This is a genomic window from Coleofasciculus sp. B1-GNL1-01, from assembly GCF_040220235.1.
Taxonomy (GTDB): domain Bacteria; phylum Cyanobacteriota; class Cyanobacteriia; order Cyanobacteriales; family Coleofasciculaceae; genus Coleofasciculus.
Genome location: NZ_JAVJTO010000081.1, coordinates 47,221 through 71,640, shown reverse-complemented (window position 1 = coordinate 71,640; position 24,420 = coordinate 47,221). Strand labels below are relative to the sequence as shown.

At 45.3% G+C, this 24,420-nt stretch carries 20 protein-coding genes; 12 read left to right on the top strand and 8 right to left on the bottom strand.

Going from position 1 to position 24,420, the window contains the following annotated elements; translation table 11 throughout:
* Positions 1-51: 51 nt before the first annotated feature.
* The 6 genes from RID53_RS19835 to RID53_RS19810 form a co-directional block, all read right to left on the bottom strand.
* The gene (locus tag RID53_RS19835; RefSeq protein WP_446389728.1) at positions 52-624 is read right to left on the bottom strand and encodes a zinc ribbon domain-containing protein; all 573 of its coding nucleotides are present in this window, start codon (positions 622-624) and stop codon (positions 52-54) included.
* Between the two features lie 263 nt (positions 625-887).
* On the bottom strand, positions 888-1,133 hold the full coding sequence (locus tag RID53_RS19830; RefSeq protein WP_446389727.1) for a hypothetical protein: 246 nt from the start codon (positions 1,131-1,133) through the stop codon (positions 888-890).
* Positions 1,134-1,537: 404 nt separating this feature from the next.
* Positions 1,538-1,792: a hypothetical protein gene (locus RID53_RS19825; protein ID WP_232231658.1), complete on the bottom strand. Its 255-nt coding sequence runs from the start codon at positions 1,790-1,792 to the stop codon at positions 1,538-1,540.
* 685 nt (positions 1,793-2,477) lie between these two features.
* Entirely contained in the window at positions 2,478-2,657 is a 180-nt protein-coding gene (locus RID53_RS19820) for a DUF1349 domain-containing protein (RefSeq protein ID WP_446389726.1), read from the bottom strand.
* A 111-nt stretch (positions 2,658-2,768) separates the two neighbouring features.
* A complete protein-coding gene (locus RID53_RS19815; protein ID WP_446389725.1) occupies positions 2,769-3,548 on the bottom strand; it encodes a PEP-CTERM sorting domain-containing protein in 780 nt (259 codons plus the stop codon).
* A 491-nt stretch (positions 3,549-4,039) separates the two neighbouring features.
* A complete protein-coding gene (locus RID53_RS19810) occupies positions 4,040-5,254 on the bottom strand; it encodes a 2,3-bisphosphoglycerate-independent phosphoglycerate mutase (protein WP_446389724.1) in 1,215 nt (404 codons plus the stop codon).
* A gap of 355 nt (positions 5,255-5,609) precedes the next feature.
* Here RID53_RS19810 and RID53_RS19805 point away from each other — a divergent pair, with 355 nt between their 5' ends.
* The 5 genes from RID53_RS19805 to metK all read left to right on the top strand — a co-directional run bounded on the left by RID53_RS19805 (position 5,610) and on the right by metK (position 11,976).
* Entirely contained in the window at positions 5,610-6,404 is a 795-nt protein-coding gene (locus RID53_RS19805; protein WP_446389723.1) for a hypothetical protein, read from the top strand.
* Positions 6,405-6,602: 198 nt separating this feature from the next.
* The gene (locus tag RID53_RS19800; RefSeq protein WP_446389722.1) at positions 6,603-7,184 is read left to right on the top strand and encodes a DUF5132 domain-containing protein; all 582 of its coding nucleotides are present in this window, start codon (positions 6,603-6,605) and stop codon (positions 7,182-7,184) included.
* The gene (locus tag RID53_RS19795) at positions 7,174-7,353 is read left to right on the top strand and encodes a hypothetical protein (RefSeq protein ID WP_446389721.1); all 180 of its coding nucleotides are present in this window, start codon (positions 7,174-7,176) and stop codon (positions 7,351-7,353) included. Before RID53_RS19800 ends, RID53_RS19795 begins: the two co-directional genes overlap by 11 nt.
* A 206-nt stretch (positions 7,354-7,559) precedes the next feature.
* On the top strand, positions 7,560-10,568 hold the full coding sequence (locus RID53_RS19790) for an HAD-IC family P-type ATPase (RefSeq protein WP_446389720.1): 3,009 nt from the start codon (positions 7,560-7,562) through the stop codon (positions 10,566-10,568).
* A 217-nt stretch (positions 10,569-10,785) separates the two neighbouring features.
* A complete protein-coding gene (metK, locus tag RID53_RS19785; RefSeq protein ID WP_446389719.1) occupies positions 10,786-11,976 on the top strand; it encodes a methionine adenosyltransferase in 1,191 nt (396 codons plus the stop codon).
* Between the two features lie 186 nt (positions 11,977-12,162).
* Here metK and RID53_RS19780 read toward each other — a convergent pair whose 3' ends face one another.
* On the bottom strand, positions 12,163-13,746 hold the full coding sequence (locus tag RID53_RS19780; protein WP_446389738.1) for a serine hydrolase: 1,584 nt from the start codon (positions 13,744-13,746) through the stop codon (positions 12,163-12,165).
* A 135-nt stretch (positions 13,747-13,881) separates the two neighbouring features.
* A complete protein-coding gene (locus tag RID53_RS19775) occupies positions 13,882-14,670 on the bottom strand; it encodes an RNA methyltransferase (protein ID WP_446389718.1) in 789 nt (262 codons plus the stop codon).
* 741 nt (positions 14,671-15,411) lie between these two features.
* On the opposite strand from RID53_RS19775, the gene RID53_RS19770 reads away from it, so the two are divergent.
* The 7 genes from RID53_RS19770 to RID53_RS19740 all read left to right on the top strand — a co-directional run bounded on the left by RID53_RS19770 (position 15,412) and on the right by RID53_RS19740 (position 24,290).
* A complete protein-coding gene (locus RID53_RS19770; RefSeq protein ID WP_446389717.1) occupies positions 15,412-19,182 on the top strand; it encodes a putative Ig domain-containing protein in 3,771 nt (1,256 codons plus the stop codon).
* A gap of 388 nt (positions 19,183-19,570) precedes the next feature.
* On the top strand, positions 19,571-19,723 hold the full coding sequence (locus tag RID53_RS19765; RefSeq protein ID WP_446389716.1) for a DUF2256 domain-containing protein: 153 nt from the start codon (positions 19,571-19,573) through the stop codon (positions 19,721-19,723).
* A gap of 23 nt (positions 19,724-19,746) precedes the next feature.
* Positions 19,747-20,679 (top strand): isoaspartyl peptidase/L-asparaginase, encoded by a 933-nt coding sequence (locus RID53_RS19760; RefSeq protein WP_446389715.1) that lies wholly within the window; start codon positions 19,747-19,749, stop codon positions 20,677-20,679.
* Positions 20,680-21,097: 418 nt separating this feature from the next.
* Positions 21,098-21,505, top strand: coding sequence for a response regulator transcription factor (locus tag RID53_RS19755; RefSeq protein WP_446389714.1), 408 nt, complete (start codon positions 21,098-21,100; stop codon positions 21,503-21,505).
* 566 nt (positions 21,506-22,071) lie between these two features.
* Positions 22,072-22,707 (top strand): uracil phosphoribosyltransferase, encoded by a 636-nt coding sequence (gene upp, locus RID53_RS19750; RefSeq protein ID WP_446389713.1) that lies wholly within the window; start codon positions 22,072-22,074, stop codon positions 22,705-22,707.
* 34 nt (positions 22,708-22,741) lie between these two features.
* Positions 22,742-23,233 (top strand): ureidoglycolate lyase, encoded by a 492-nt coding sequence (locus RID53_RS19745; RefSeq protein ID WP_446389737.1) that lies wholly within the window; start codon positions 22,742-22,744, stop codon positions 23,231-23,233.
* Between the two features lie 109 nt (positions 23,234-23,342).
* Positions 23,343-24,290: an Rpn family recombination-promoting nuclease/putative transposase gene (locus tag RID53_RS19740; RefSeq protein WP_446389712.1), complete on the top strand. Its 948-nt coding sequence runs from the start codon at positions 23,343-23,345 to the stop codon at positions 24,288-24,290.
* Positions 24,291-24,420: the final 130 nt, after the last annotated feature.

Sequence of the window (24,420 nt, the reverse complement as noted above, 5' to 3'; positions counted from 1 at the left end):
CGATGACTTGACAATCGATGGTGTACCTTGTTCGAGTTTCTTCGATCGCAGTTAATTTAGCTGATGTCCGCAACTTGAACAAAAGCGATCGCTAGGCGTCAGGGATGAGCCGCATTGAGGGCAAAACCGTTTGCTGCTTTGGGCTGAAGATGATGATGACATTGGTGATCCCATCCGCATCTCCATATTGCCCATCCGCATTTCCATGGGGTTCATGTTCATTTGCATGTCTCCCATATTCATCGGCTTCATCGGTTCCATGGGTTTCATTGGTTCCATCGGCTGCATCGGTTCCATTGAAGGCATGGATGAAGCGGGTGTGCTATCGACTTGTTGCACTTGCATTTGTTGGGAACTACCCATAGAGGGAGTTCCACTGATCACACTCATGCTGCTTCCTTGCACTTGGATGAAATGGTCACCTTGCGCTGTCGAAATCTTTAACACCACACCGTTAGGCGTGCGGTATATCTCCGGCGGTGATGTCCAGTTTCCCGTTTGAAACCCGTTACTGGCTTGTTGCTGCTGTCCGGGACTTCCACTGAGGGTGGTGACAACGGTTTGTGTTCCTTGATTATCGAGGTAAACTCTTTGGCCCGTGCCTATCTCGCATACGTAAGCCATAACAACCTCTCCAATAAAATTCTCCTTATATCATTATTCCGGGGAACGGCATCATTGGTGAAATATCTTAACAATTGTGTTAGATCGAGTTCTCTCACTCAGTCATCAGGGGTGAGGATTGTCCTTTGTCCTTTGTCCTTTGTCCTTTGTCCTTTGTCCTTTGTCCTTTGTCCTTTGTCATTCGTCCTTTGCTTCCTCATCTTCCCCATCTCCCTCATCTCCCTCATCTCCCTCATCTCCCCCATCTCCCTCATCTCCCCTCCTCAAGGCGCGTCTTTCAGCAGAACCGTTAGGCGTTTCTGGGAAACCTCCCCGTGTAATTCCACTGTTGAGGTAGTGCGATCGGCGAAAATTGGCTTCTGGGTTCCCAGCATTTCCAGAATCATCTGGAAGTTCTTGGCATCTAAATCAGCGGTGCGTTCTTGTTCACCATCAGCATAAGTAAACCAAAAGTGACCTTGGTTTTCCAGAGATTTCCACAATGCCTGATAGCTGGTAATTCGTTTCATCCCACCTGCTTCATATCATGTCCGGTTGAATACTTACACGTTGGTACTGCCCAAGGCAGATGGCAGATGGCTCCAGGATTCCAAGATAAATGAGGGAATGAGGGAATGAGGGAATCTCTCTTTAATGCTTGCACTTAATCGGGGCGGGTTTAGTGGCATCTGGGAGAGGTTAAAAATGATAGTTGTATAGCACTACGAGGATACGTTAGCACATCAGTTGATCCCAAGAGGGAACAGGGAACAGCTCGACTTACCTCGACTCCGCTCGGTAACACGTTCGGTGTGTCACAGGGAACAGGGAACAGGGAAAAATGTCCTAACCTGTCTTGGTACTGCTATAAAACTCGCCCCTTCACAACACTTTCCTTTTTTCACCTCCCCCATCTTGCCTATCTCTGTTCCAATTATGCCCATGCTCCAGTCTGGATATCATTGTCGGGCCAATGTACGGCAACAGCAGATGTGGAGTGATCGCCGAAAATCGGCTTCTCTGTATCTAAGATATCGAGCATGATTCGGAAATTGTCTGCATCTAAATCTTCTGTGCGTTCTCTGTCGCCATCAAAATAGGTAAACCAAAAGTGACCTTTATTATCCAGGGGTCTCCACAGTGCCTGATAACTGGTAATCCGTCTCATTTGCATTTCAGGTTTTTTCATATCTGGCTGACTTTGAGTGCTTTTACTTTCCATCGTTGACAGATGCCCCTGTTGCGTTTTAGTTCTAATTATGTACTTATGTTTCGATTTTACGCTAAAGTACCCTGAAACGGAATCACCTAAATCTACCCCTACTTTCCCCCTATTCCAGACGCTTCAACAACATGTTTGAAAAACTGCTCTCCTCGTGCTCCCCTCTCTCAAGCTTCCCCAATAGCTGATACCAAGTTGCAGTCTAACGTAGAATCTGTCATGCTGAGCAGAACGCAGTGAAACGGAGTGACGCGAAGCATCTATCCAGATTCTTCGCTTCGCTCAGAATGACATGATAGAACGCAACTCGGTATGAGGAGGCGATTGAAATCGCGGAACCACACAAACAAAGCTATGGGAAGGGCGCATCGCTATGCGCCCCTACGTGTCGGATTTATGTTGATGAATTACGCCCCGTACTTGCGTAATCGTCCCGCATGTGCCAACGCTAACCCGATCAACTGCACTCCAGGACGCAATCCTAACATCCCCCGCCCACAAGCATATTCATCAAATGGGGAAGGCATCGGTTTCCTTAAACGTTAGCAGTGGATGTTGTCGCGGATGTAGCGGATGTTCACCGGGAGTGTCCAACCTTAGTTTATTTTATCTGCGATCGCGTACCGTTTCCATCTCCTTTCTGATTCAATGTTTAAAGTGCCTGGATATGGAAATTTTCCAAGATGACTTGAAACCCTTCCCATTCCGGTGACGCACACATTATCCCTACTTGCACGGTTTCTGCTGCTGTTAAATACGCCAATCTGATCATCCTATAGTGTTCGCCAGAACGAAAATATTTCACCCCTTTTCGGCTCACCAACACCAACATTGTAGAGACGTTGCATGCAACGTCTCTACAATCGGGGCAGAGAAAAGGTTGATGCTAGCGGATTGGATATCCGCACCTATCACATTTCCGTATCCGTTTTTTAATTTATCTTCAGTCTCTTTTCTGACGATTATTAACGTTTTTTTTCTTCATAAGTAAACCTAGACTGAGTAAGGATAAACCCGCTAAGGTGCTGGGTTCTGGAACACTTTGAGGGGGGAGTTCGAGGGGATCAATCGTAGTGAAATTGATGTCACCTGTATAATCATAACTGTAAAACGATTCAGGTCCATAGCATTCAGTGGTAACTGGATATGGAGGATAGTATACAGTGCTACACCAGTAATCATCTACATCTATTTCCTGGGAAAACTGCTCCCCATCAATAAAAAGATTGTTATAGGCCGTATATTCTCCCGAATACTCTTGGTGTCCAGAAGAGCCACCATAATCATAAGAAGTAATGTTAGTTGGTAATTCTAGTTCTAGACCTACTAATTCACCTGAATTAAACGTAAAAATAGGATCACTGATTAAACTATTACTCGTCCAATTTCCATTCCCTCCACCCAAATCGATTTCCCTGTATGGATAATACCACAATCCATCATAAGTAAAATCAAAATATAGATTAGTTGTTGCTGCTTTTAACTCCTCTAAACTAATTTCTTTTGTGTCAACACCTGCTAATAATTTTTGAATGGCACTGAGATTATCATTGACGACCTCAAACGATAACGATCCTCCGCCAAAATATTCATCTTCAAATACAAATTCAAACTCGGCATAATCATAAAACTCGGCGGCTTGTGCTGGTTTAGCCTCTAATGCTAAACATCCCAAAACTGCACCAGCGGTTATTGCTGCTATTTTTTGAGGAAGGTTAACCATATCGACAATACACTCCGTCCTAGCCGTTTACTTGCTGGAATTTTCCCTATAGGTATATATTACCGCCAACTCAAACATAAAATTTTGATAAAGTTTAATCTTCACATGGTTTTCATATCGGCACAAATTAAACAAGCTTATCAAGTTTAAGAAATATTAATTTTTATGAGTAAGTGAAAACTATCGATTTGACCAGAAAAACAGCTATAATTCGTTAGCTTCTGACTAATGTCCTGAAAATTATTTACAAAATTTAAATAAATACTCTTCATATACCTGCCAGATTTCGTCGGACAGATAATTGAATTTAATACTTGTTCCAATAGAAGTAGAAGTCTTAGCTTCATACAATCTTTATAAAAGAAAATGCTGCTCCGCCCTGCTGTTTCCCTCTTTCTCACTTTGAAGGGCGCATTGCTATGCCGAGGGCGTATCGCTATGGGAAGGGCGCATCGCTATGCGCCCCTACGTGTCGGATTTATGTTGATGAATTACGCCCCGTACTTGCGTAATCGTCCCGCATGTGCCAACGCTAACCCGATCAACTGCACTCCAGGACGCAATCCTAACGTCCCCCGCCCACAAGCATATTCATCAAATGTTGCGACATCATCCACTTTGGCATATTTACTATGAATCATTACGGGCACAGGATGCCAACTGTGTTGTCCCATTACCGCCGGGGTGGAATGATCCGCACTCACGACTATAACATCGGGATTGAGTCCAGTAACCAACGGCAAAAGCTGATCTACTTCTTCAATGACTTTTACCTTACCCTCGAAGTTACTATCTTCTCCCTTACTATCAGAATGTTTAACATGGAGGAAATAGAAGTTGTACTTCTCCCCATAGACATCTTGTAGCACTTGAAACCGTTGCTTCATGCCGCCGGGACGCGGCACAACATCCATGCCGATTAAGCGACTCACGCCGCGATACATGGGATAATCAGCCACACAAACCCCATCAAGTTTAAAGCGATCGCGGATAGCGGGCAAGGGTTGATATTTCTCAAACCCGCGCATTAAAATCCCAGTAGCTTGGTCTTCATCGGCTAAAACCTGCTGTACCTGATCAATAAACGATCGCACTAATTCGGCGGTTTTCTTGGAGTCTTCTGATTCAGGTGTCGGATCTTTAGCCGGAACCCCTGTGGTTTGCGGATCAGTATCCGGTAAATTTCCTCCTAATCCCTGACCTCGCAACACAAATACCGCCCGGTGTTCGCTGACGGTTTCAAAGAAATAGTCCCCTTCAACATCCAAGCTAACCTTGTCCCGAATCTTTTCACAAAGACGACGATTCACATCAGTGGCAATTCGACCCGCCCGTCTATCGGAAACATTACCCTGTTTATCAATCGTGGCAAAATTAACCCGCGCTGCGATATCATTTTCCTTCAGGTCAAACTCGATTCCCAATGCCGATAAAACACCGCGACCCACATTATATTTCAGGGGATCATAACCAAATAAAGACAAATGACCCGGACCACTACCGGGTGTAATTCCTGGACCAACAATTTCCAATAGACCACAACTGGATTCGTTTGCTAATTGGTCTAAATTCGGTGTCTGGGCGACTTGTAATTCTGTCCCACCTTTGTCTGGATCAGACAATCCGCCCACCCCATCTAGAATTAAATAGACAATCTTGCCACCTTGTTGCCAAGCTAAGTCTTCCCAAACTGTACTAATATCCATAATAATTTGTTCCCCTTAGGCGTCCCTCACTGGCATTGTTAACTGAATTCAGCGAAACAGGCAATTCAACTTAAGGTAGAAACATGATTGAATGTTGAATTTTAAAGTCTTTGCTGTTCCCTGTTCCCCAATTACTTAGACCAACGCTTTAGGAGTTTTTTCCTGATTTACCCTCTACCTTAAGGTAGATATTATGTTTTTCTCTGGGTAGAAGTCAAACGAACTGATCACAGGTAAGCTTCTTTTAGCTAAATCTAGTGAATCGTGCCATTTTCTTCCAAATTTGGTAGCTAAGGATACCCGGAAGCCTTAATCGCACGTTTTTAAATGATTTCTTTACTCAGAAGGTATACGTGTGAATAGTTTCGCTTTCAGACAAACTTGTTCTTTAGTCACTACTGTCGCGTTGATGATAGTGTCGAGTATATTATCAGTTCGAGCGGAAACGGCAGAATCCTCTCCTCACCAGGGAATGGATTCACCTTATCCGTGGCAAAATGTTTCAACCAGTGCGGAGAGTTTAAAATCTCCTGGACGTGCAATTTCTCTCGATCAGAAGCGATTCCCAAGCACTCCTCTAGAACTCAACCCAACTCCCGATACAGGCGATAGACTCCCCGCGACTCCTCCGCCAAACCTAGCTCAACAAACCGTACCTCCACCGGATGCTCCGACGGAACCCTTGGACATTGATACAACAGATGTATCGCCAGGTAGAACAACTCGTTCAGGTTCTAGCTATATCGGAATTGGCGGTAATATCGGAGTGGGAGATGGTGATACGGCGCTGGGTGAAGGAAGCTTCGCTGTCTTCAGCAAAATTGGCTTAACTAGCAATGTATCGGTTCGTCCATCAGTGCTTATCGAAGATAATCCGACAATTTTGCTACCTGTAACCCTCGACTTTACCCCTGCTGTCACCGACGTGACTGTCGATGTAACCGACGACTTGGGCGCTAGAGTCTCTCCTTATGTTGGCGCTGGAATCGCTATCTCTACAGGAGATGACAGTTCAGTGGATTTGTTGGCTACGGGAGGTGTGGATGTACCGTTGACGACTCAAGTGACAGCAACGGCTTCCCTCAGCGCCTCCCTGTTTGATGATCCCGCGATCGGACTGTTGGTGGGAGTCGGTTATAACTTCCAATAATTGTCAGGGTTGATGGTTCATAGTTCATCGCTATCAACCATCAACGATGAACCATGAATATCCTTTTCTTATCTAACTTTGTGATCTAGTTAACATTGGTTTGTCCGGGAATCTTTTCTAATCTAAATCTAAAGAGTGATGAATTCAAAAATAAATTGAATTACAGTTCCTCTGTGGGTAATCAGAGGAGGCTTGATCATGGCGTCAGACTATGAAACTCAAGACGCAACAGAGACATTAACGATAGAAGGACTCAGTGCGATCGCACTCGCACCAATTGTACTTCCCGCCGCCGCGATACTGGAACAGCCGTTAGCTAAAGCTGCACTTAAAGAAAGCATTGCTTTTTCCCAACGCTGTCAGGAAGCCGTAGCCCAAGCCAGAGAACGCCTCGATGATGCGATGGCGGAAATTCAGGCGGATTTAGGGGAACAACAGCAAGCAGAAGCCAATGGGAAAGCCCAACCCACCTATGTTCCTCATACAAAAGCCCAAGCATTTACTGAGGTCATGGATTCAATGGATGACCTTAATGAACAAGTGAAACGGTTAACCAATGGAGTAGCCGATTTACAGGTGTTTTTATCCATAGGATTTGGCGCGTTGGCGGTACGACAGTTACTGACCAAAGGATTACAACTAGATGAGGTTCCTTGGATTACGTTTGCTTGGTATTCCTTTGATAGCTTTGTGAAACTCCATGACCGAGATAAATCGCCATTACCTCCAGGAAAGGAGAAGGCTAGGGAGAAAGCTAGGATGATGGCGGATGAAGCATAAAAATGTAGGGGCGGGTAGGAAGCTGGGGAAGCTGGGGGAGATGGGGGAGATGAGGGAGATGAGGGAGATGAGGGAGATGAGGGAGATGGGGAAGATGAGGGAGATGAGAACAGTCATGGTAGAAACGTACCATGGTGTATCTGTGTGTAGGGGCGGGTTTAGGGACTAATATTGATGGTTTTCCTTAGAGTGGCTGCAAAACCCGCCCTGACCAAATGACGAATGATATCATATCCTAACGATTACCCATAATTAGGACAGACGCTCCAGACACGGATAAATTTTTATGAGGGGTGTTTGACCGGACATGATATGACGAATGACGAATGACCAATGACCAATGACCAATGACCAATGACCAATGACCAATGACCAATGACCAACCACATTCAAGCCATTCATACTCGTGTAAAGGGGAGGGCAAGATATAAAGTTAATCCTCTTTACCGTTCGCCATCCCTGAAGAAATACCTAGAACGCCAACTCTCGGATCGGGCGGGAATTCAGCAAGTTTCGGCTAGCGCCCTAACCGGAAATCTTCTGGTTTTATTTAATCCTGATCAACGTCACCATCAAATCGCCTCGTTGATCGAAGACGCGGTATTAGAGTATGAAAAAAAACCGCAACCTGAATCCAAACCCCCTCAAGCCCAACCGGAAACAAAACCAGCGGTTGAACCCAGTGAAGATCAACCAGCCAAAGACTGGCATTTGATGGATAGTGAGGCAGTCTTAGCAGCGTGGAATACCTCAAAAGAGTCCGGATTATCGCCAGATCAAGCGGAAACAAACCTGAACAATTATGGCACAAACACCCTAGCTGAATCCGAGTCTCGTTCTGATTGGGAAATCTTAAGCGAACAGTTTAACTCCTTACCAGTCGCTTTACTCGGTGCAGCCGCAGGTATTTCGCTGTTAACGGGCGGATTTGCCGATATGTTGGCGATTGTGGGTGTGATTGGCGTGAATGCGGCGATTGGCTACACCACAGAAAGTCAGTCGGAAAAAATCATTCGTTCTCTCAAAGGCGATCGCGACTTATCCGCCTTGGTGATCCGAGAAGATAAACAGCAAGAAATTAATGCCGATACTCTTGTTCCCGGTGATATTTTAGTCTTGCAAGCGAGTAATTATGTTGCGGCTGATGCCCGATTAATTGCAGCCGATAATTTGCAAATTGATGAGTCGGCTTTAACGGGTGAAAGTCTGCCCGTTCACAAAACCACAAAACCCCTAGAAAGTCAAGACATTCCCTTAGCTGAACGGGAAAATATGGCGTACAAAGGGACATTTATCACCGCCGGGAATGGATTAGCAGTGGTTGTCGCCACGGGACAATTTACCGAAATCGGCAAAATTCAGAAAATGGTGGGGGAAACTACTGCAACCGAAACCCCTCTGCAAAAACAACTAGATGAGGTGGGATCTCAATTGGTAATGCTAGGAGGCGGAATTTGTACCCTGGTATTTGGTTTAGGATTGTTGCGAGGGTATGGTTTATTACCGATGCTGAAAACCTCCATATCCCTAGCTGTGGCGTCTGTTCCCGAAGGACTCCCAACCATTGCCACCACCACATTGGCATTGGGAATTCAGGATATGAAAGAGCATAACATCCTGATTCGCGGTTTGGATGCAGTCGAAGCATTGGGTTCAGTGCAAACGGTTTGCTTAGATAAAACGGGCACTATTACTCAGAATAAGATGATCGTGGCAGAAGTGCATACGGCGATGGGGATTATTAGCCGATCTGAAGATCACTTTGTCACCGAAGATGATCAACCGATTAATCCCCAAGATTATCCAGAACTGTTCAAACTGATTCAGGTATCGATACTCTGTAGTGAGAGTGAGGTAAATCGAACTGAAAACGGCGACTATGAGGTAAAAGGATCTGCCACAGAAAACGCCCTGATTTATATGGCAATTCAGTTTGGAAGTGATGCGATCGCACTGCGACAGGACTATCCTTTAGTAACCATGAATCCCCGCAGTGAAGGGCGGAATCTGATGAGTACGGTTCACAAAACTGAGGAACCTCACAAATTTGTCGCCGTGAAAGGGAGTCCGGCTGAAGTCTTAGAACGCTGCAATTCTTGGATGAAAAATGGGAAAATTCTCCCTTTAAGTGACGAGGATAAACAAGCATTAGAACTAGAAAATGAGAAAATGGCGGGTAAAGCGCTACGAGTCTTAGGAGTGGCGTACACCACCCTAGAAAATCCCGACGAAGACGCAGAAACTGACCTCATTTGGTTGGGACTTACGGGAATGGCAGATCCGATCCGCGAAGGGGTTCCCCAGTTAATGGAGGGGTTCCATCAAGCGGGAATAAATACGGTAATGATTACCGGGGATCAAAGTCCCACCGCTTATGCGATCGCCAAAACCTTAAATCTGAGTCGCGATCAGCAATTAGAAATCCTGGATTCCTCTGATCTTGCCCATTTTGATCCCGAAAAGATGCAAGCTTTATTTGATAAAGTCGATGTCTTTGCCCGAATTAGTCCAGCCGATAAATTGCAAATTGTCCAAGCCTTACAAGCATCGGGACAAGTTGTGGCAATGACGGGGGATGGAATTAACGATACTCCCGCATTAAAGGCGGCGAATGTAGGAGTTGCCATGGGTTCCGGCGGCGGTGAGGTGGTTCACGAGGTTGCGGATGTAGTCATCGAAGATGACAACCTACAAACCCTAATTAATGCCGTGAGTCAGGGACGCACGATCTACAACAATATTAGAAAATCCGTGCATTTTCTCCTCTCCACGAACCTAAGTGAAATTATGGTGACGACGATGGCGACAGCGATGGGATTAGGAGAACCGTTAAATGCCATGCAACTGTTGTGGTTAAATTTAGTTAGTGATATTTTCCCTGGACTTGCCTTAGCATTAGAACCGCCTGAACCGAATGTTTTAGAATCATCCCCTCGTGATCCGAAAGAACCGATTATCAAGGAATCAGATTTTGCCCGAATTGCTTCGGAATCGGCGGCAATTTCCCTGAGTGCGATGACGGCTTATAGTTATGGTCTTTTAAGATATGGTATGGGACAACGGGCAAGTACAATTATTTTTATGAGTCTAACCATGGCACAAATTTTACACACCCTAAGTTGTCGTTCGGAAAGCCACAGTATTTTTGATTTCGATCAAGATCCTTTGCCACACAATCCTTACATGGATGGGGCAATTATTGGTTCTTTTGCCATTCAACTTTTACCGACAATGGTTCCAGGGTTAAGAACCTTGTTAAATCTGGCGTCAGTGGATGTTCTAGATTGTGTGGTAATTGGGAGTAGTGCTTTAGTTCCTTTGCTGGTGAATGAAAGCACCAAGAAGCAAAATTTTGATCTGAAAGTGTCACAGCAGGAGGCGTAATTTGTTATTTGTCATTCGTCATTCGTCCTTTGTCATTCGTCCTTTGTTGAAAACTTCTTGCACTCTGTCAGGGCGGGTTTAGGGACATCAGGGTCAAAATCAAATGTTAACGGTAAAACCCGCCCCTACAAATCCCTAATCTTCCCCATCTCCCTCATCTTCCCTGTTCCCTGTTCCCTGTTCCCTGTTCCCTGTTCCCAATTTAAGGAGAAAGAATATGAAAAAAGACTTCATGTTCACATCCGAATCCGTGACCCCAGGACATCCGGATAAACTGTGCGATCGCATCAGTGATGCTATTGTAGATCGTTTATTGCAGCAAGATCCTTATGCTAGGGTCATTACCGAATGCGCTGTATCTACCGGAATTGTCTTTCTCGCTGCCCGATTTGAACCCAATGCCAATGTTGATTTCACCAATATTGCCCGAAAAGTTATTGCTGAAGTGGGGTATGACCGACCGGATTTTAATAGCAAAACCTGTAGTATTTTAACCAGTCTAGAAGAATTACCCCCTGACAAAATCCATAATTTTGACGAAAAAAAGCTATCGGATGCAGAAATAGAAGAAATCCCAGTTAAAAATCAAGTGACTGTCTTTGGATTTGCCTGTAATCAAACCCCAGCTTTGATGCCCTTACCGATATGGTTTGCCCATAAACTAGCACGACAATTAGATATTGCCCGACGCGATAAAACACTGCCCTATCTCGCCCCCGATGGCAAAACTCAGGTTGGAGTTGAATATAAAAATCGTCAACCGACTCGCATTCATAGCCTGACGATTATTGCTAGTCAAAATACTGAGAAAAAACCTAATCTCCAGCAACTGCGCCATGATATTCAGGAGGCGGTGATTCAGCCTGCGTTAAACGACGAAGCGATTCACCCGGATGAAAACAGTCGCATCTTCGTGAATCCCGATGGCTTGGTGATTGGCGGCGGTCCCTCACTGCATTCCGGATTGACGGGACGGAAAAACGCGATCGATACTTATGGCGAATATTCTAAACATAGTGGTGCAGCATTAAGTGGAAAAGATCCGATTCGGATTGATAGAATCGGCGCGTATGCTGCGCGATATGCGGCGAAAAATGTGGTGGCGGCAAATTTAGCCGATGAATGTGAGGTGCAATTGAGTTATACGATTGGACTTTCTCGACCGGTGAGTGTTGAAGTGGAAACCTTTGGTACAGGTAAAGTTGATGAACAGGAAATTATTACCCGTTTAAAGGATAATTTTGATTTTCGTCTGGCGGGAATTATTCGCCACTTTAATTTAAGATTTCTGCCGTCGTTGACTAAGGGAGGATTTTATCAAAAGTTGGCGGCTTATGGTCATGTGGGCAGGATGGATCTGGAATTACCATGGGAAAAGACTGATAAGGCTGAGGTTTTGAAGGGGTGAGAAATGACACAGTTTAAAATTCCCTAAAAACATTGTAGAGACGTTGCATGCAACGTCTCTACAATCAGGGAAAAAGGGTTATAAAATGCAGAAGTTTGTCAGTACCCAGACAGGTTAGGACATTCTGTACTGTTCCCTGTTCCCTGTTCCCTCCCCTCACCACAAGACTTATTCAACAAGCCCTCATTACAAAATCGTCCCCTGCAAACCAATCAGCAATCCACTCACCATCATGGCAGGCGTGCTAATGGGCATGGAGTTCAGAGTCGGTGTCGCCGTTGGTTTATTGAAATACTCATAAACCGTGCGGGAAAGGTTGCGAATTAACTCCGAGGCGCTAGCATCATTGTGGGGACGTTTTACTAAGGTGACGATGAGATAGCGTTTGCCTGTAGGCATATCCACAATACCTACATCTCCCAATACTGAACCAATATCCCCCGTTTTATGGGCAACCGCCGCCCCTGTACCTAATCCTTGAGGAATCAGAGAATTATTCACAGTACGCTGCATGATATCCAACAACCGATCGCGCGATCGCAGACTCAATAATTCTCCTTGATTCACTTTATACAGCAAGTTTGCCATATCTCTGGCATTAGTTGTATTTGTTCCTTCTAAATCCGGTAAGGGGTTATTGATTGCCGTTGCGGTTAATCCCCAGGATAGGAACCGTTGATTAACGGCTTGGATACCGCCGAGGCGATGAATAATCATATTGGTGGCGGTATTATCACTAATCGTGATCATCTTGGTTGCCACTTCCAAGGCACTATACTGCGTCCCCGGTTTTTGATATTGCATGTCCCCTGAACCTTTGGCGATCATTTCCGGTTCCATGGTTAGGGGTTCATCTAAGCGAATTTTACCCGCATCGACATCTTGAAAGAATGCCACCAGAATCGGGACTTTAATCGTGCTGGCGGCGGGAAAAATGGAGTGACTTTCCCAGTCTAAGTAGGCACCAGTATCCAAATCCACGACAAAAACACCGGGTTGCAATTTCGGATTTTTGGCGACTAAGGTTTGGACTTGGGCTTTCAGAGGGGAGATTTCTTGGCGCAATGGGAGTATTGGGGTAATGCTTTGATTCGTCGGGCTTTCTTGAGGATTTTCCTGCGCCGCCTCACTGGAGCGCATCGACATTTTGCTGGTGGGATCTAATACTGATAATAGAGTGCCTGCGATCGCGCCAATGCCCACGCCGAGAATCAGGAGACGGATAACGTGAATCCATATACCCGCCGAGCGCTTTTTGGAACGCCGACTGCGCCGGGATTTCCCTGTCTGGGCGGGTTGAGAACGAGACAATTGACGCTTCGGTTTCGCCTCGGATTGAGTGGGAACCGTTGAACGCCGCGTTTGCCGACGGGGGCTATTGTCTCGACGTGGGTTCAAGGGTTGGGATAAGGGGGTTGCAGCCGGAGGGCGATGATTTCGACTCCGATTCCCCAGAGGCGTTTCTCTGATGGGTATCCCGTTAATCGTCCGCAGTTTGGGTAGTTTAAGATTTGGGTAAATCGAGGGTTCACTGAGATACCCGCTAGAACGGTTTAGGGGTATGGGTTTGGGGCGACTGGGATTGGAGGAATTAGGCTGAACCGCACGCAGTTGAACGGGGCGCAGACGACGTGGTGAGGGAGAAGAGGAGGGAGGATCAAGATCCTGAGTTTGTCGAGGGCGACGTTGACGAGAAAGCCGACGAGAACGATAGATTCCTCGTGGTTTGGACTCGTTGCGATCGGGTTTATACGGATTGCCCCTAGACATTGCCACTGAACATACCTCCAACACAACTGACGTCTAAATCTCTAATCTTCAAGCCACCATCAATCCTTTCCTGACGATGTGAACCTGGCTATTTTCCCAATTTATCGACTGAAAGTCTATAGTCTAATACAGCCGCTAGGATTCTGAATCATCCGGTTCTGACCTCGGCATAAATTGTACCGCCCATTCTGTCTGACGGAGAATCCCTCTGAGCATGGCGACTTCTTCTGGGGTAAGCATAGCTCGGTAGTATAGGCGTCTGAACTTTTCCATGCGGGATGTCGCGGTATGGGGATGTAGGTAGCCAATCTTTAATAGTACGGCTTCTAGGTGTTGGAAGTAAGCCTCGATTGCATCTAAGGAAGCGGTGGTATGTAGAGACGTACCATGGTGCGTCTGGGGAGCCTGTAGAGACGTGCCATGGCGCGTCTGGGGAGATGGGGAGGCGAGTTGAGACAGTTCATAACAGCAAACGGCTACAGCCTGAGCTAAATTTAACGAGGGATACTCTGGATTGGCTGGGATACAGACAAATCGCTGGGCATAGTTGAGTTCATCATTACTCAACCCCCGATCTTCAGGTCCAAAAATCAGGGCAGAGGTGATATTCTCCGCCAATAACCAGGGTAATGCTAAGCGTGGCGGTTCTAGAGTCGTCGGCAAATGACGAGTACGGGCAGTGGTTGCGATCGCGCGTTGACATCCTTGTAACGCTTCCGGTAACGTTGCCACCTGTTGGGCTGATTCTAAAACATCGACACCATGAACCGCCATCTGCCGCGCTTCTGATGCCCTTGGATTACAATGGGGATTGACCAGCCATAACTGGTGCAACCCCATATTTTTCATCACCCGAGCAACTGAGCCTACGTTTAAAGCACCTGCGGGTTCAACTAAGATAATTCGTACATTCGCTAACGTCATGCCTTGTCTGCGGACAGATAGTCTGCTAATTTACTGCCTTTGTTCTTATTCTCGGATATATATCGCACTTTTCGAGACGAATAGAGCCGCTTCTCCACCCCTTCCGTTGCCTGTCTTCAGAACGATGGTTAGAAATTTGGAATTGTCCTACACTAAAAAATAGGTAGACATAAACTCAACGCTGTTAGGTTTTGTAATCACGATGTCAATCCCGACCAAGCCTCAATGACCCCAGACAAATAACCAGCCTCACGCACGAATACGGCTCCGCGAAAATCGGTCGTATTTTAGCAGAAAAAGTTTTATCTGAAAGAAAATTACTCGATACATTATGCACGGCTGTACTAGGTATTTATGTCCCTGTATATTAGTCAACGCTGATCACCTGACCGACCCGATTGAACTCGGGTCACTTGAGAGAGCTTGATCAACCCTACCTGACCGGGTTTATTCTACTTTCACTTTATAAAGTCTTCATCATAGAAACAAAAAGTCTTTATGAAGTTTTAGTGAATTGCCCTCAATCCCCCCTGTCATTTTCCAATTATTGTTCTATCTATAGATATAGAGGGTGTAATTTCCATACGTTACCCTAGAAACAGGAGCGAAACTTGTTTATCTCATTTGGTTGGAAAAGAATAAGGAATCAACTATCGCTACACGACTCTCTACCCTGACCACCCCGCTGAAAACAAAAAGCAAAACACTGTAATTTCGCAAAATAGTCTCGGAGATTTAATCATGCCACAGATCATTGTTACCAACACAAAAGACAATGGATCAGGTTCCTTAAGAGAAGCGCTTACCCTAGCACAATCAGGAGATACGATTAAATTCAGTTCCAGCCTTGCCGGAGAAACTCTTACTCTCAGAACAGGTCAACTGGAAATTCGCCCTGGGAAAAATATAACCATTGATGGGGCGGACGCTCCCGGTCTAAAAATTAGCGGGAACAAACAATCCCGCATTTTTTATGTCAACTCGAATCAAGATTTCAACGCCAGTCTGACGTTAAAAAACCTTGACCTGATCAACGGGTATACCAATGAACGCGGCGGTGCCATTGAAATCACCCACCAAGGCGCATTAACGGTCGATAATGTTCAGTTTAAGAACAACGTCGCCGATAAGGGGGGCGGCGCAATCTACAGCGCTTGGGAAACCGACTTAATTGTTAACGCCAGCACATTTGATAACAATAAAGCCGTTGCCGGAAATGATGAACGCGGCGCTGGTGCCATTGCCTTTGTCAGTCCCGGCGAAATCACTGTAACCAATAGTGAATTTACCAACAACCAGGGAATTAACGGTGGGGCAATTAATAGTCTCCAAGGCAAATTAACCATTGAAAACTCCACGTTCCTCAACAACGACACTACCGCTGCATTTTACGATAATGGCAACAAAAATCCATTCTTAAGAGGGTACGGTGGTGCCGTTTACACTGACCGCGCCAGTAATGGAAGTGATGCCACCTCTGGCACAATTCAGATTATTGATAGTGTCTTTGAAGGAAATAAAGGTCGGGGTGAAGGCGGTGCGGCTTATCTCTACACGGGGACTCAGGACAATGTAATTATTGAAGGCAGTCTCTTTGAAAATAACGAAGTTTTAGCACTCCCCAATGGCGGAAATAAAGGGAACGGAGGTGCCGTTGTCCAACTCAGCAATGGACTCAACAAAGGATTAGTTGTTCGTGACACAACTTTTGCCAATAATACAGCAGCCAATCAGGGTGGTGGTTTATGGACGTATGATGCCCCAACGAAAATAATTAACAGCACGTTTTCGGGTAATCAAACCACAGGCGATACATCAGGAAGTGTCGGCGGTGGAATGACATTGTACAGTCCCACGGAAATTATTGACTCGACTATTGCTTACAATAACGCGAGCTGGGTTGGTGGTGGAGTATCGGCTAGCAAGAATGCCGATGTCAGCGTCAAGAATACCATCTTTTACGAGAATACAGCCGATAATGGCACAAATGATTGGGGGATTCAGCAACACACGAATAAGGAATTAACTGACAAGGGTGGGAATGTCCAATATCCACCGAAAGCTACCAATAACTGGAACGATTACAATGCGACTGCCACAATTAGAATAATCGATGCCCAATTGAGTCCATTGCAGGATAACGGGGGTCCGGTTCCGACGCATACTGTGGGAAATCCTGAGGTAACAGCAGGGGCTTTCTTTGAAGATTCCGGCTTAATTGGTGGCGGTGAGGTGACGAATAATGACCCGCTATTAGTCACCGCTATTGCTGACCAAACGGTTGAGGTAGAAGACTCTTTCAGTTTGGATATCACCAATAACTTTAGTGATGCTGATGGCGATAATTTAACCTACAGCGCCACTTTAGAAGATGGAAATACTCTGCCTTCCTGGTTAACCTTTGACTCACAGACAGGTAGATTCAGCGGTACACCAGACACAGGTGATGAAACTCAACTAAATATTTTGGTCACAGCTTCAGATGGACAAGGGGGTACAAAAACTGATGGGTTTGAGTTAGATATCACTCCCGCACCTGTAGTGAACAATGACCCCACCTTAGTTTCTCCCATCGCTGACCAAACGGTTGAGGCAGAAGACTCCTTCAGTTTGGATATCACCAATAACTTTACTGATGCTGATGGCGATAATTTAACCTACAGCGCCACATTAGCAGATGGAAATGACCTTCCTTCCTGGTTAACCTTTGACTCACAAACTGGCACATTCAGCGGTACACCAGACACAGGTGATGAAACAGTAAATATCTTGGTCACAGCATCAGATGGACAAGGAGGTACACAAACCGATGAGTTTGAGTTAGATATCACTCCTGCACCTGTAGTCAACAATGACCCCACTTTAGTCTCGCCTATTGCTGACCAAACGGTTGAGGCAGAAGACTCCTTCAGTTTGGATATCACCAATAACTTTAATGATGCGGATGGCGATAATTTAACCTACAGCGCCACATTAGCAGATGGAAATGATCTTCCTTCCTGGTTAACCTTTGACTCACAAGCTGGTACATTTAGCGGTACACCAGACAGTGGAGATGAAACACTGAATATTTTTGTCACAGCATCAGATGGGCAAGGGGGTACAAAAACTGATGAGTTTGAGTTAGATATTACTCCTGCACCTGTAGTTAACAATGACCCTACCTTAGTCTCTCCTATCGCTGACCAAACGGCTCAGACCAAAGAAGTTTACAGTCTAGACATCAGTGACTATTTCACTGATCCTGATGGCGACACTCTCACCTTCTCGGCTACGGGTTTACCCAAAGGATTAAACCTGAATCCGGAAACGGGTGTAATTAGTGGTACTCCCCGCAACAAAGCCATCGGTACTAACTCGATTACTCTCACCGTTAATGATGGTAATGGCGGGGAAATCAGTGATGACTTTGACTTAACGGTCAATCGGGGAACAAGGAATAATGGCAATGCCAAACCTAAACTCAACTTCAAAAATGATCTGTTGTTTCTCAATGGCAAATCTCCAGCCGATAAACTCCTGTTCACGCTTACGGGTAATAACTCATCCTTTGTCAGTGAAGTTGGCATTTTTGAAGTGGATAATGCGGCTGGGAAGATTAATGGGATTAAACCCGGAGAAACTGGTTATCTGCAAGCCGCTTTGGATGAAGGGAACGTTCTGTTCTCCAGTTTGCCCAATAATTTTGCTGGCGATAACCTAACTCGGATTTTGGATGTGGAGCAAGTTTTCGGTGAGACGACTTCCAATCTGGGATTTTATCTGGTGCAAAACAGCACAACGGATAATGTCCAAGCCGCATTAGATTCAGGACAAACGCCAAGTAATGTCTGGTTTAGTCTTCCCAGCGCTAATGCCAACAATACGGATTATTTTGAGGTATTGAATGGAGAGAACAATCAGTTTACTCTCAATTGGCAAAACCCAATGGCAGAAGGTAACGATACTCTGACTCTAATGGTTGAATCGACGAACGAATTACCTGCGTTAGGAACTCAATTACAAGGAGAACGAGAACTCATTGATTTACGTGGACAAAGCAGTCCGGTAGACGCGAATTTTATCGAGATCAAGAGTCATGCTGGTTTCGATAATTCCGTCGGCTTGTATGTGATTGAAAATGAAGAGGGAGCAGTTGAAGATCCAATGACGGGTCAACTGATTTACCCAGAAGACGAAGGTTATGCCCAAGCCGCCCTTGCTCAATCGGTGGTTAGTGATGTAAATCGGGGGATGGCGACGTTTGACACCCAATTAGAGGGAGGAAGTCTGCTGGCGCCTTACATTATCGCCAATGGCACCACGGAGGAATGGCTTGCCGAGAATTCTAACAATCAGTACCTGGGTTATGGAGAACCCATTGCCTACTTTGCCCATTTAGGTGCGAATCCTGATGGGGTTGACCACATTCGCCTCTTGGGTGATAACACCTTTGGCTTTGAAGATTTGTATGGAGGTGGTGACGAAGATTTTAATGATTTCACCTTCCAGGTTGATTTAACTGTTGCCTAACGTCTGGCATCAAAGTTTGAGGGCGACCCGATTTTATTGAAGGGATTGGAGTTGTTAATTAATGCAGGCGGGTCGCCCCTACAGGTTATTTGGCATCATTTTCAATCCCACTCAATTGTAGGGTGCGTTACGCTTTGCTAACGCACCGTTATTCAATGCTTTGGTGGGTTACGGTGGATAGTCTATTAAATGATATTTTCCCGAATTAAGTTCCACCTAACCCACCCTACGGTGTCTTGGGAAATTAATTATTGGTGGGTTACGGCGGATAGTCCATTAAATGATATTTTCCCAAATCAAGTTCCGCCTAACCCACGATGGCGGTTTACTTTGACAAGAGAATTAACCGTTTTTTACGATTGAAGAGTTAACTACTCCTTCACGTAACATGGCACGAGTACGCTCTAAGTCAGATCTACCGACCAAAATCTGCCCCGTCTGCGAACGTCCTTTCACTTGGCGCAAAAAATGGGCGAAATGCTGGGATAATGTAAAGTTCTGCTCAGAACGCTGCCGCCGACGCAAATCCCAAGCCTGTTAACTGTAAAGGAGTTCGTGAATTCAATGCAACCCAAATTAATTATTCATGGTGGTGCCGGAAGCGCCCTGAAAACCAAAGACGCCACCCAAGCGGTGCGCGATTCGCTTTATACAATACTTGATGATGTCTATGCCCTGTTATCATCGGGTGTAAACGCCCGTGAAGCGGTGATTCGAGGCTGTCAACTCCTAGAAGACGAACCTCGCTATAATGCCGGAACGGGTTCGGTATTACAATCCGATGGACAGATTCGCATGAGTGCGTCACTGATGGATGGTAAACCTCAACGCTTTAGCGGTGTGATTAATGTCTCGCGGGTTAAAAATCCCATCGATTTGGCGAAGATTTTGCAAGATTGTCCCGATCGCATTCTCTCGGATTTTGGGGCGGCGGAATTGGTGCGGGAAGTGAATGCACCGATTTACAACCCGTTGACTGAGAAGCGATTACAGGAATGGTTACAGGATAGACAGGACAACTTTGAACGGACGATGGCGGATGTGGTTAGCGAACCCGAACTCCTTTCTTCGGAAGCCGGACGTGGCACAATTGGAGTTGTGGCATTAGATAGTCAGGGCGGCTTGGCGGCGGGTACATCCACCGGAGGGAAGGGATTTGAACGCATTGGTCGAGTCAGCGACTCAGCCATGCCTGCGGGGAATTACGCTAACCTAAACGCTGGGGTAAGCTGTACCGGAATTGGGGAAGATATTATTGATGAATGCTTCGCTGCACGGGTGGTGGTGCGTGTCACCGACGGCTTATCCTTAGCCGAAGCCATGGAACGTTCCATAAAAGAAGCAAAGGAGAATCAGCGGGATTTAGGTGCGATCGCCATTGACGCTAGGGGGGCGATCGCCTGCGGAAAAACCAGCCAAATTCTCCTTGCTGCTTACCATACCGGACACCAAAAGGGAGACACACTAGAAATGATTGAGGAGGTGCAAACGGTATAGCAGAGGTTATCCTTCATCAATAGGCTCAATCCGTCCATCTCGCGGGTTGCTTGGATGGGGACAGTATTTCTGGGCAAGACGTGCTGTTCCATCCCAGCTTCCGGCTCATTGGAGGATAAATCAGCCTTTGGAGTTAACCACAACTTACGTAATACGGCTGTTTACACTGTATTACGCTCTTGTCTGTAGTTTCACTGATCAACTCGCTGGCGTCAAGTTTTGTTTGCAAATCTTTATAAGGATAGCGATCGGTAAATTCTAGGAGAGAGTTCCCCAACGATAAGCAAGGTCTAGTTTTCCCGAAAGCTTGAAAAAACCAGAGAATTCACGGATGTAAACTCTCAATTGTTAGGGAACAATAAAGAAAGATAACCTAATTCAATCCAACTCAAATGCCAGTATGGAAATAGGCGAGACAATGCGAAGAATTCTAATCATTGAAGATGACATAAGCCTACGGGATAATTTATCTGAAATTTTAGCAATGGAAGGATATAATCCCGCCAATGGCTATGATGTCATTGCCACAGATAACGGATCAAGTGGCATCAATTTCAGCTTATGTCTGAATCCAGAATTAATTATTTGCGACATTAATATGCCCGGATTTGATGGGTATACCGTCTTATCACAACTGCGCCGTTTTGGTCGCCAAACTCCGTTTATTTTTTTGACAGCAAAATCTGAACCCAGAGATATTGAACGTGGTATACGTCTAGGAGCGAATCTTTATGTAACAAAACCTTATGTATTGGAGGAGTTTATCAGCATGGTGAAGCGAGTGTTAACGGAGATCCCTTCTCCCTCTTCTGCATCAAAAGTATAGCGCTACGCGCCAGGGAATAGGCAATAGGCAATAGGCAATAGTGAAGAAAAAAGCTTACCTTACAAGGGATTGACCCTTCGACTTACCTCGACTTACTTCGGCTTACCTCGGCTTCGCTCGGTAACACGCTCAGTAACACGCTCGGTACAAGTCGCTCAGGGTTAACACCTCGGCTTCGCTCGGTGTTGAGCGATTTTAATTTTTCTTTTATGTCCTAACCTTAGTGCGTAGTGCGATATAACTCGCATCTTGCATCAGTCTCTCCAATAGCTTTGGGTTAAAATCCCAGGACTCCCAAGATCCAGTCGTCTTTAGATGACTGGATAAGAGTTTGAGTTCATTGCTCACCAACTATGACGTTACCCATTGACTTTGCTATTCTAAAATAGGCTAATAGTCTCACTGTTATATTGTTTTTATTTTGGCAGTTGCAAAAATGACTTAAATCCATTTTGCAACTGTATTTTAGGTTATGTTACTTTCTTTGCTGTGATTTGGCAACAGGAGTGGTATACTCTCAGGAAGATTAACTTTTATACAGATAAAAAGCTGTCTACTATTAACAGATGATCCCTCAAGTTACAGTAATCGATCACCCATTCGTACAGCACAAGCTAACCCTTATGCGTCAGGCAGACACCAGTACGGCTAAATTTCGTCAACTGATGAAAGAAGTTGGCGGCTTACTGGCTTACGAGGTAACGCGGGACTTACCGCTTAAATACGCAGCGATTAAAACACCCCTGACTCCCATGCACGCTCCCATGCTGGCTTCAGATAAGAAAATGGTGATTGTTTCGATTATGCGGGCAGGACAAGGGCTGGTTGATGGAATCTTAGAACTGATCCCTTCCGCCCGCTTAGGGCATATTGGCTTGTATCGCGATCCAACGACTCGGATTCCGATTGAATATTATTGCAAACTGCCTCATGATATTGAACACCGAGACATCTTGGTTGTTGATCCCATGGTGGCTACAGGGAATACAGCCGTAGCCGCCGTGGATCGGGTGAAGGATTTTATTCCCTTGTCCATCAAGTTTTTGTGCTTGCTAGCTGCACCGGAGGGAATCGCCAATTTCCATGATCATCATCCGGAAGTCCCTCTGTATACCGCCGCGATTGATGAAAGCTTAGACGAGCATGGTTATATTTTGCCCGGACTTGGGGATGCAGGCGATCGCCTGTTTGGGACAAAATAGCAGTAAGCTTTGTGTTGCACTATCGATATCTGTCATGAATCGCACCATTTCAGTGAAACAGCTTTCAGTAGAAGAAATTAGCGCCGAACGCTTTCAACCCTTCGGTCAATTAATCACGCCGACAGCCGATGATAAACCCTATGATGCAAAAGATGCACAATTAGTTCTGCACAACGGTACTCCCCGCTTTTACATCATGCGCTTGTATCACAGAGGTCGCAAATTTCACAAAATCACGCGCCATCAGCACTGTACCCAATGTTTGGGTTCTCTGGAAGGGAAAGACTGGTGGATGGCGGTTGCACCTGCTTGTGAACAGAACCAACCTGCAATTGATGAAATTAAAGTTTTTCGAATTCCCGGAAACTGTTTCATCAAGTTAGGACTAGGAACTTGGCACGCCGGTCCCTATTTTGAACATGATGTTGTCGATTTCTATAATTTGGAACTGAGTGACACAAATGAGGTTGACCACTTTACTCATAATTTCCTGAAAAGTCACAATTTAGAGTTGGAAATTGTTTGATGTATCACCTCAACAAAATTATCACTTTTTAGTAAATAGAAGACGGGGCGATCGCTGTGCTAGGATCGGACTCTATTCCATCTATTTATACTGAAACGGGAGACCTAAAATGAGGTTTATTAGTCCCAAGATCGATTATGCCTTTAAAAAAATATTTGGTTCCGAACAAAGCCAAGAGATTTTAATCAGTTTTCTCAATGCAATAATTTATAACGAAGAAAAAATCATTCAATCTCTAACAATTGTTAATCCCTATAATCCGGGTCAGGTGATGACCTTAAAAGAAACGTATTTAGATGTAAAAGCTGTTTTAGCGGATGGGTCTATTGTAGTCATTGAAATGCAAATAGCGCCAATGACTGCCTTTAACAAGCGGGTAGCTTATAACTTGGCAAAAGCCTATAGTAACCAGTTAAAAACAGGCGATGATTATCCTTTCCTGAATCCAGCAATTGCCGTAACAATTACTGATTTTATCTTGTTTGCCAACACAGAGCAGGTAATTAATCAATTTGTCTTTCAAGAGAAAACCCAAAAATTTGAGCTTCTCGATGGTGAATTACAGCTCATCTTTGTCGAACTTCCCAAATTCAATAAAACCTTGTCTGAACTACAGAGTTTAACCGATAAATGGATTTATTTCCTGAAAGAAGCAGCGAGTTTGGAGAGTGTCCCTGATAATTTAGGGGAAGTTTCAGAGATAGAACTTGCTTTAAACCTTGCTAACCAAGCCACAATGACGGTAGAAGAATTGGAGGTGGTTGATCGGCGAGGCATGATGTTGCAAGATGAAAAAGGGCGGCTTGCTTATGCTGAAGAAAAAGGAAAAAAAGAAGGCAAAGAAGAAGGTAGACAAGAAGGTAGGGAAGAAGGGCGACTACAACAGAGCAAAACTCTAGTAGCGCGTCTAATTCTGAAGCGTTTTGGCGAAATTCCCTTGGCAATCAGCCGCAAAATTGAAGAATTACCGTTGAGCGATTTGGAACGGTTAACTGAAGAAATTTTCGATTTTCAAAGTTTACCCGATTTAGCCAGTTGGTTGGAGGATCGCCAGTAGGAAGGACGAAGCGCCCCTCAATCTGAGTAAAAATGGTAGGATGATCATAAAAATGCCGCCCTAAGCGGTGGTTTATCATGGGTTAGCCGTTAGCCACTAGGACTCGTGCAAGATTGCCTGTGAACGCTGA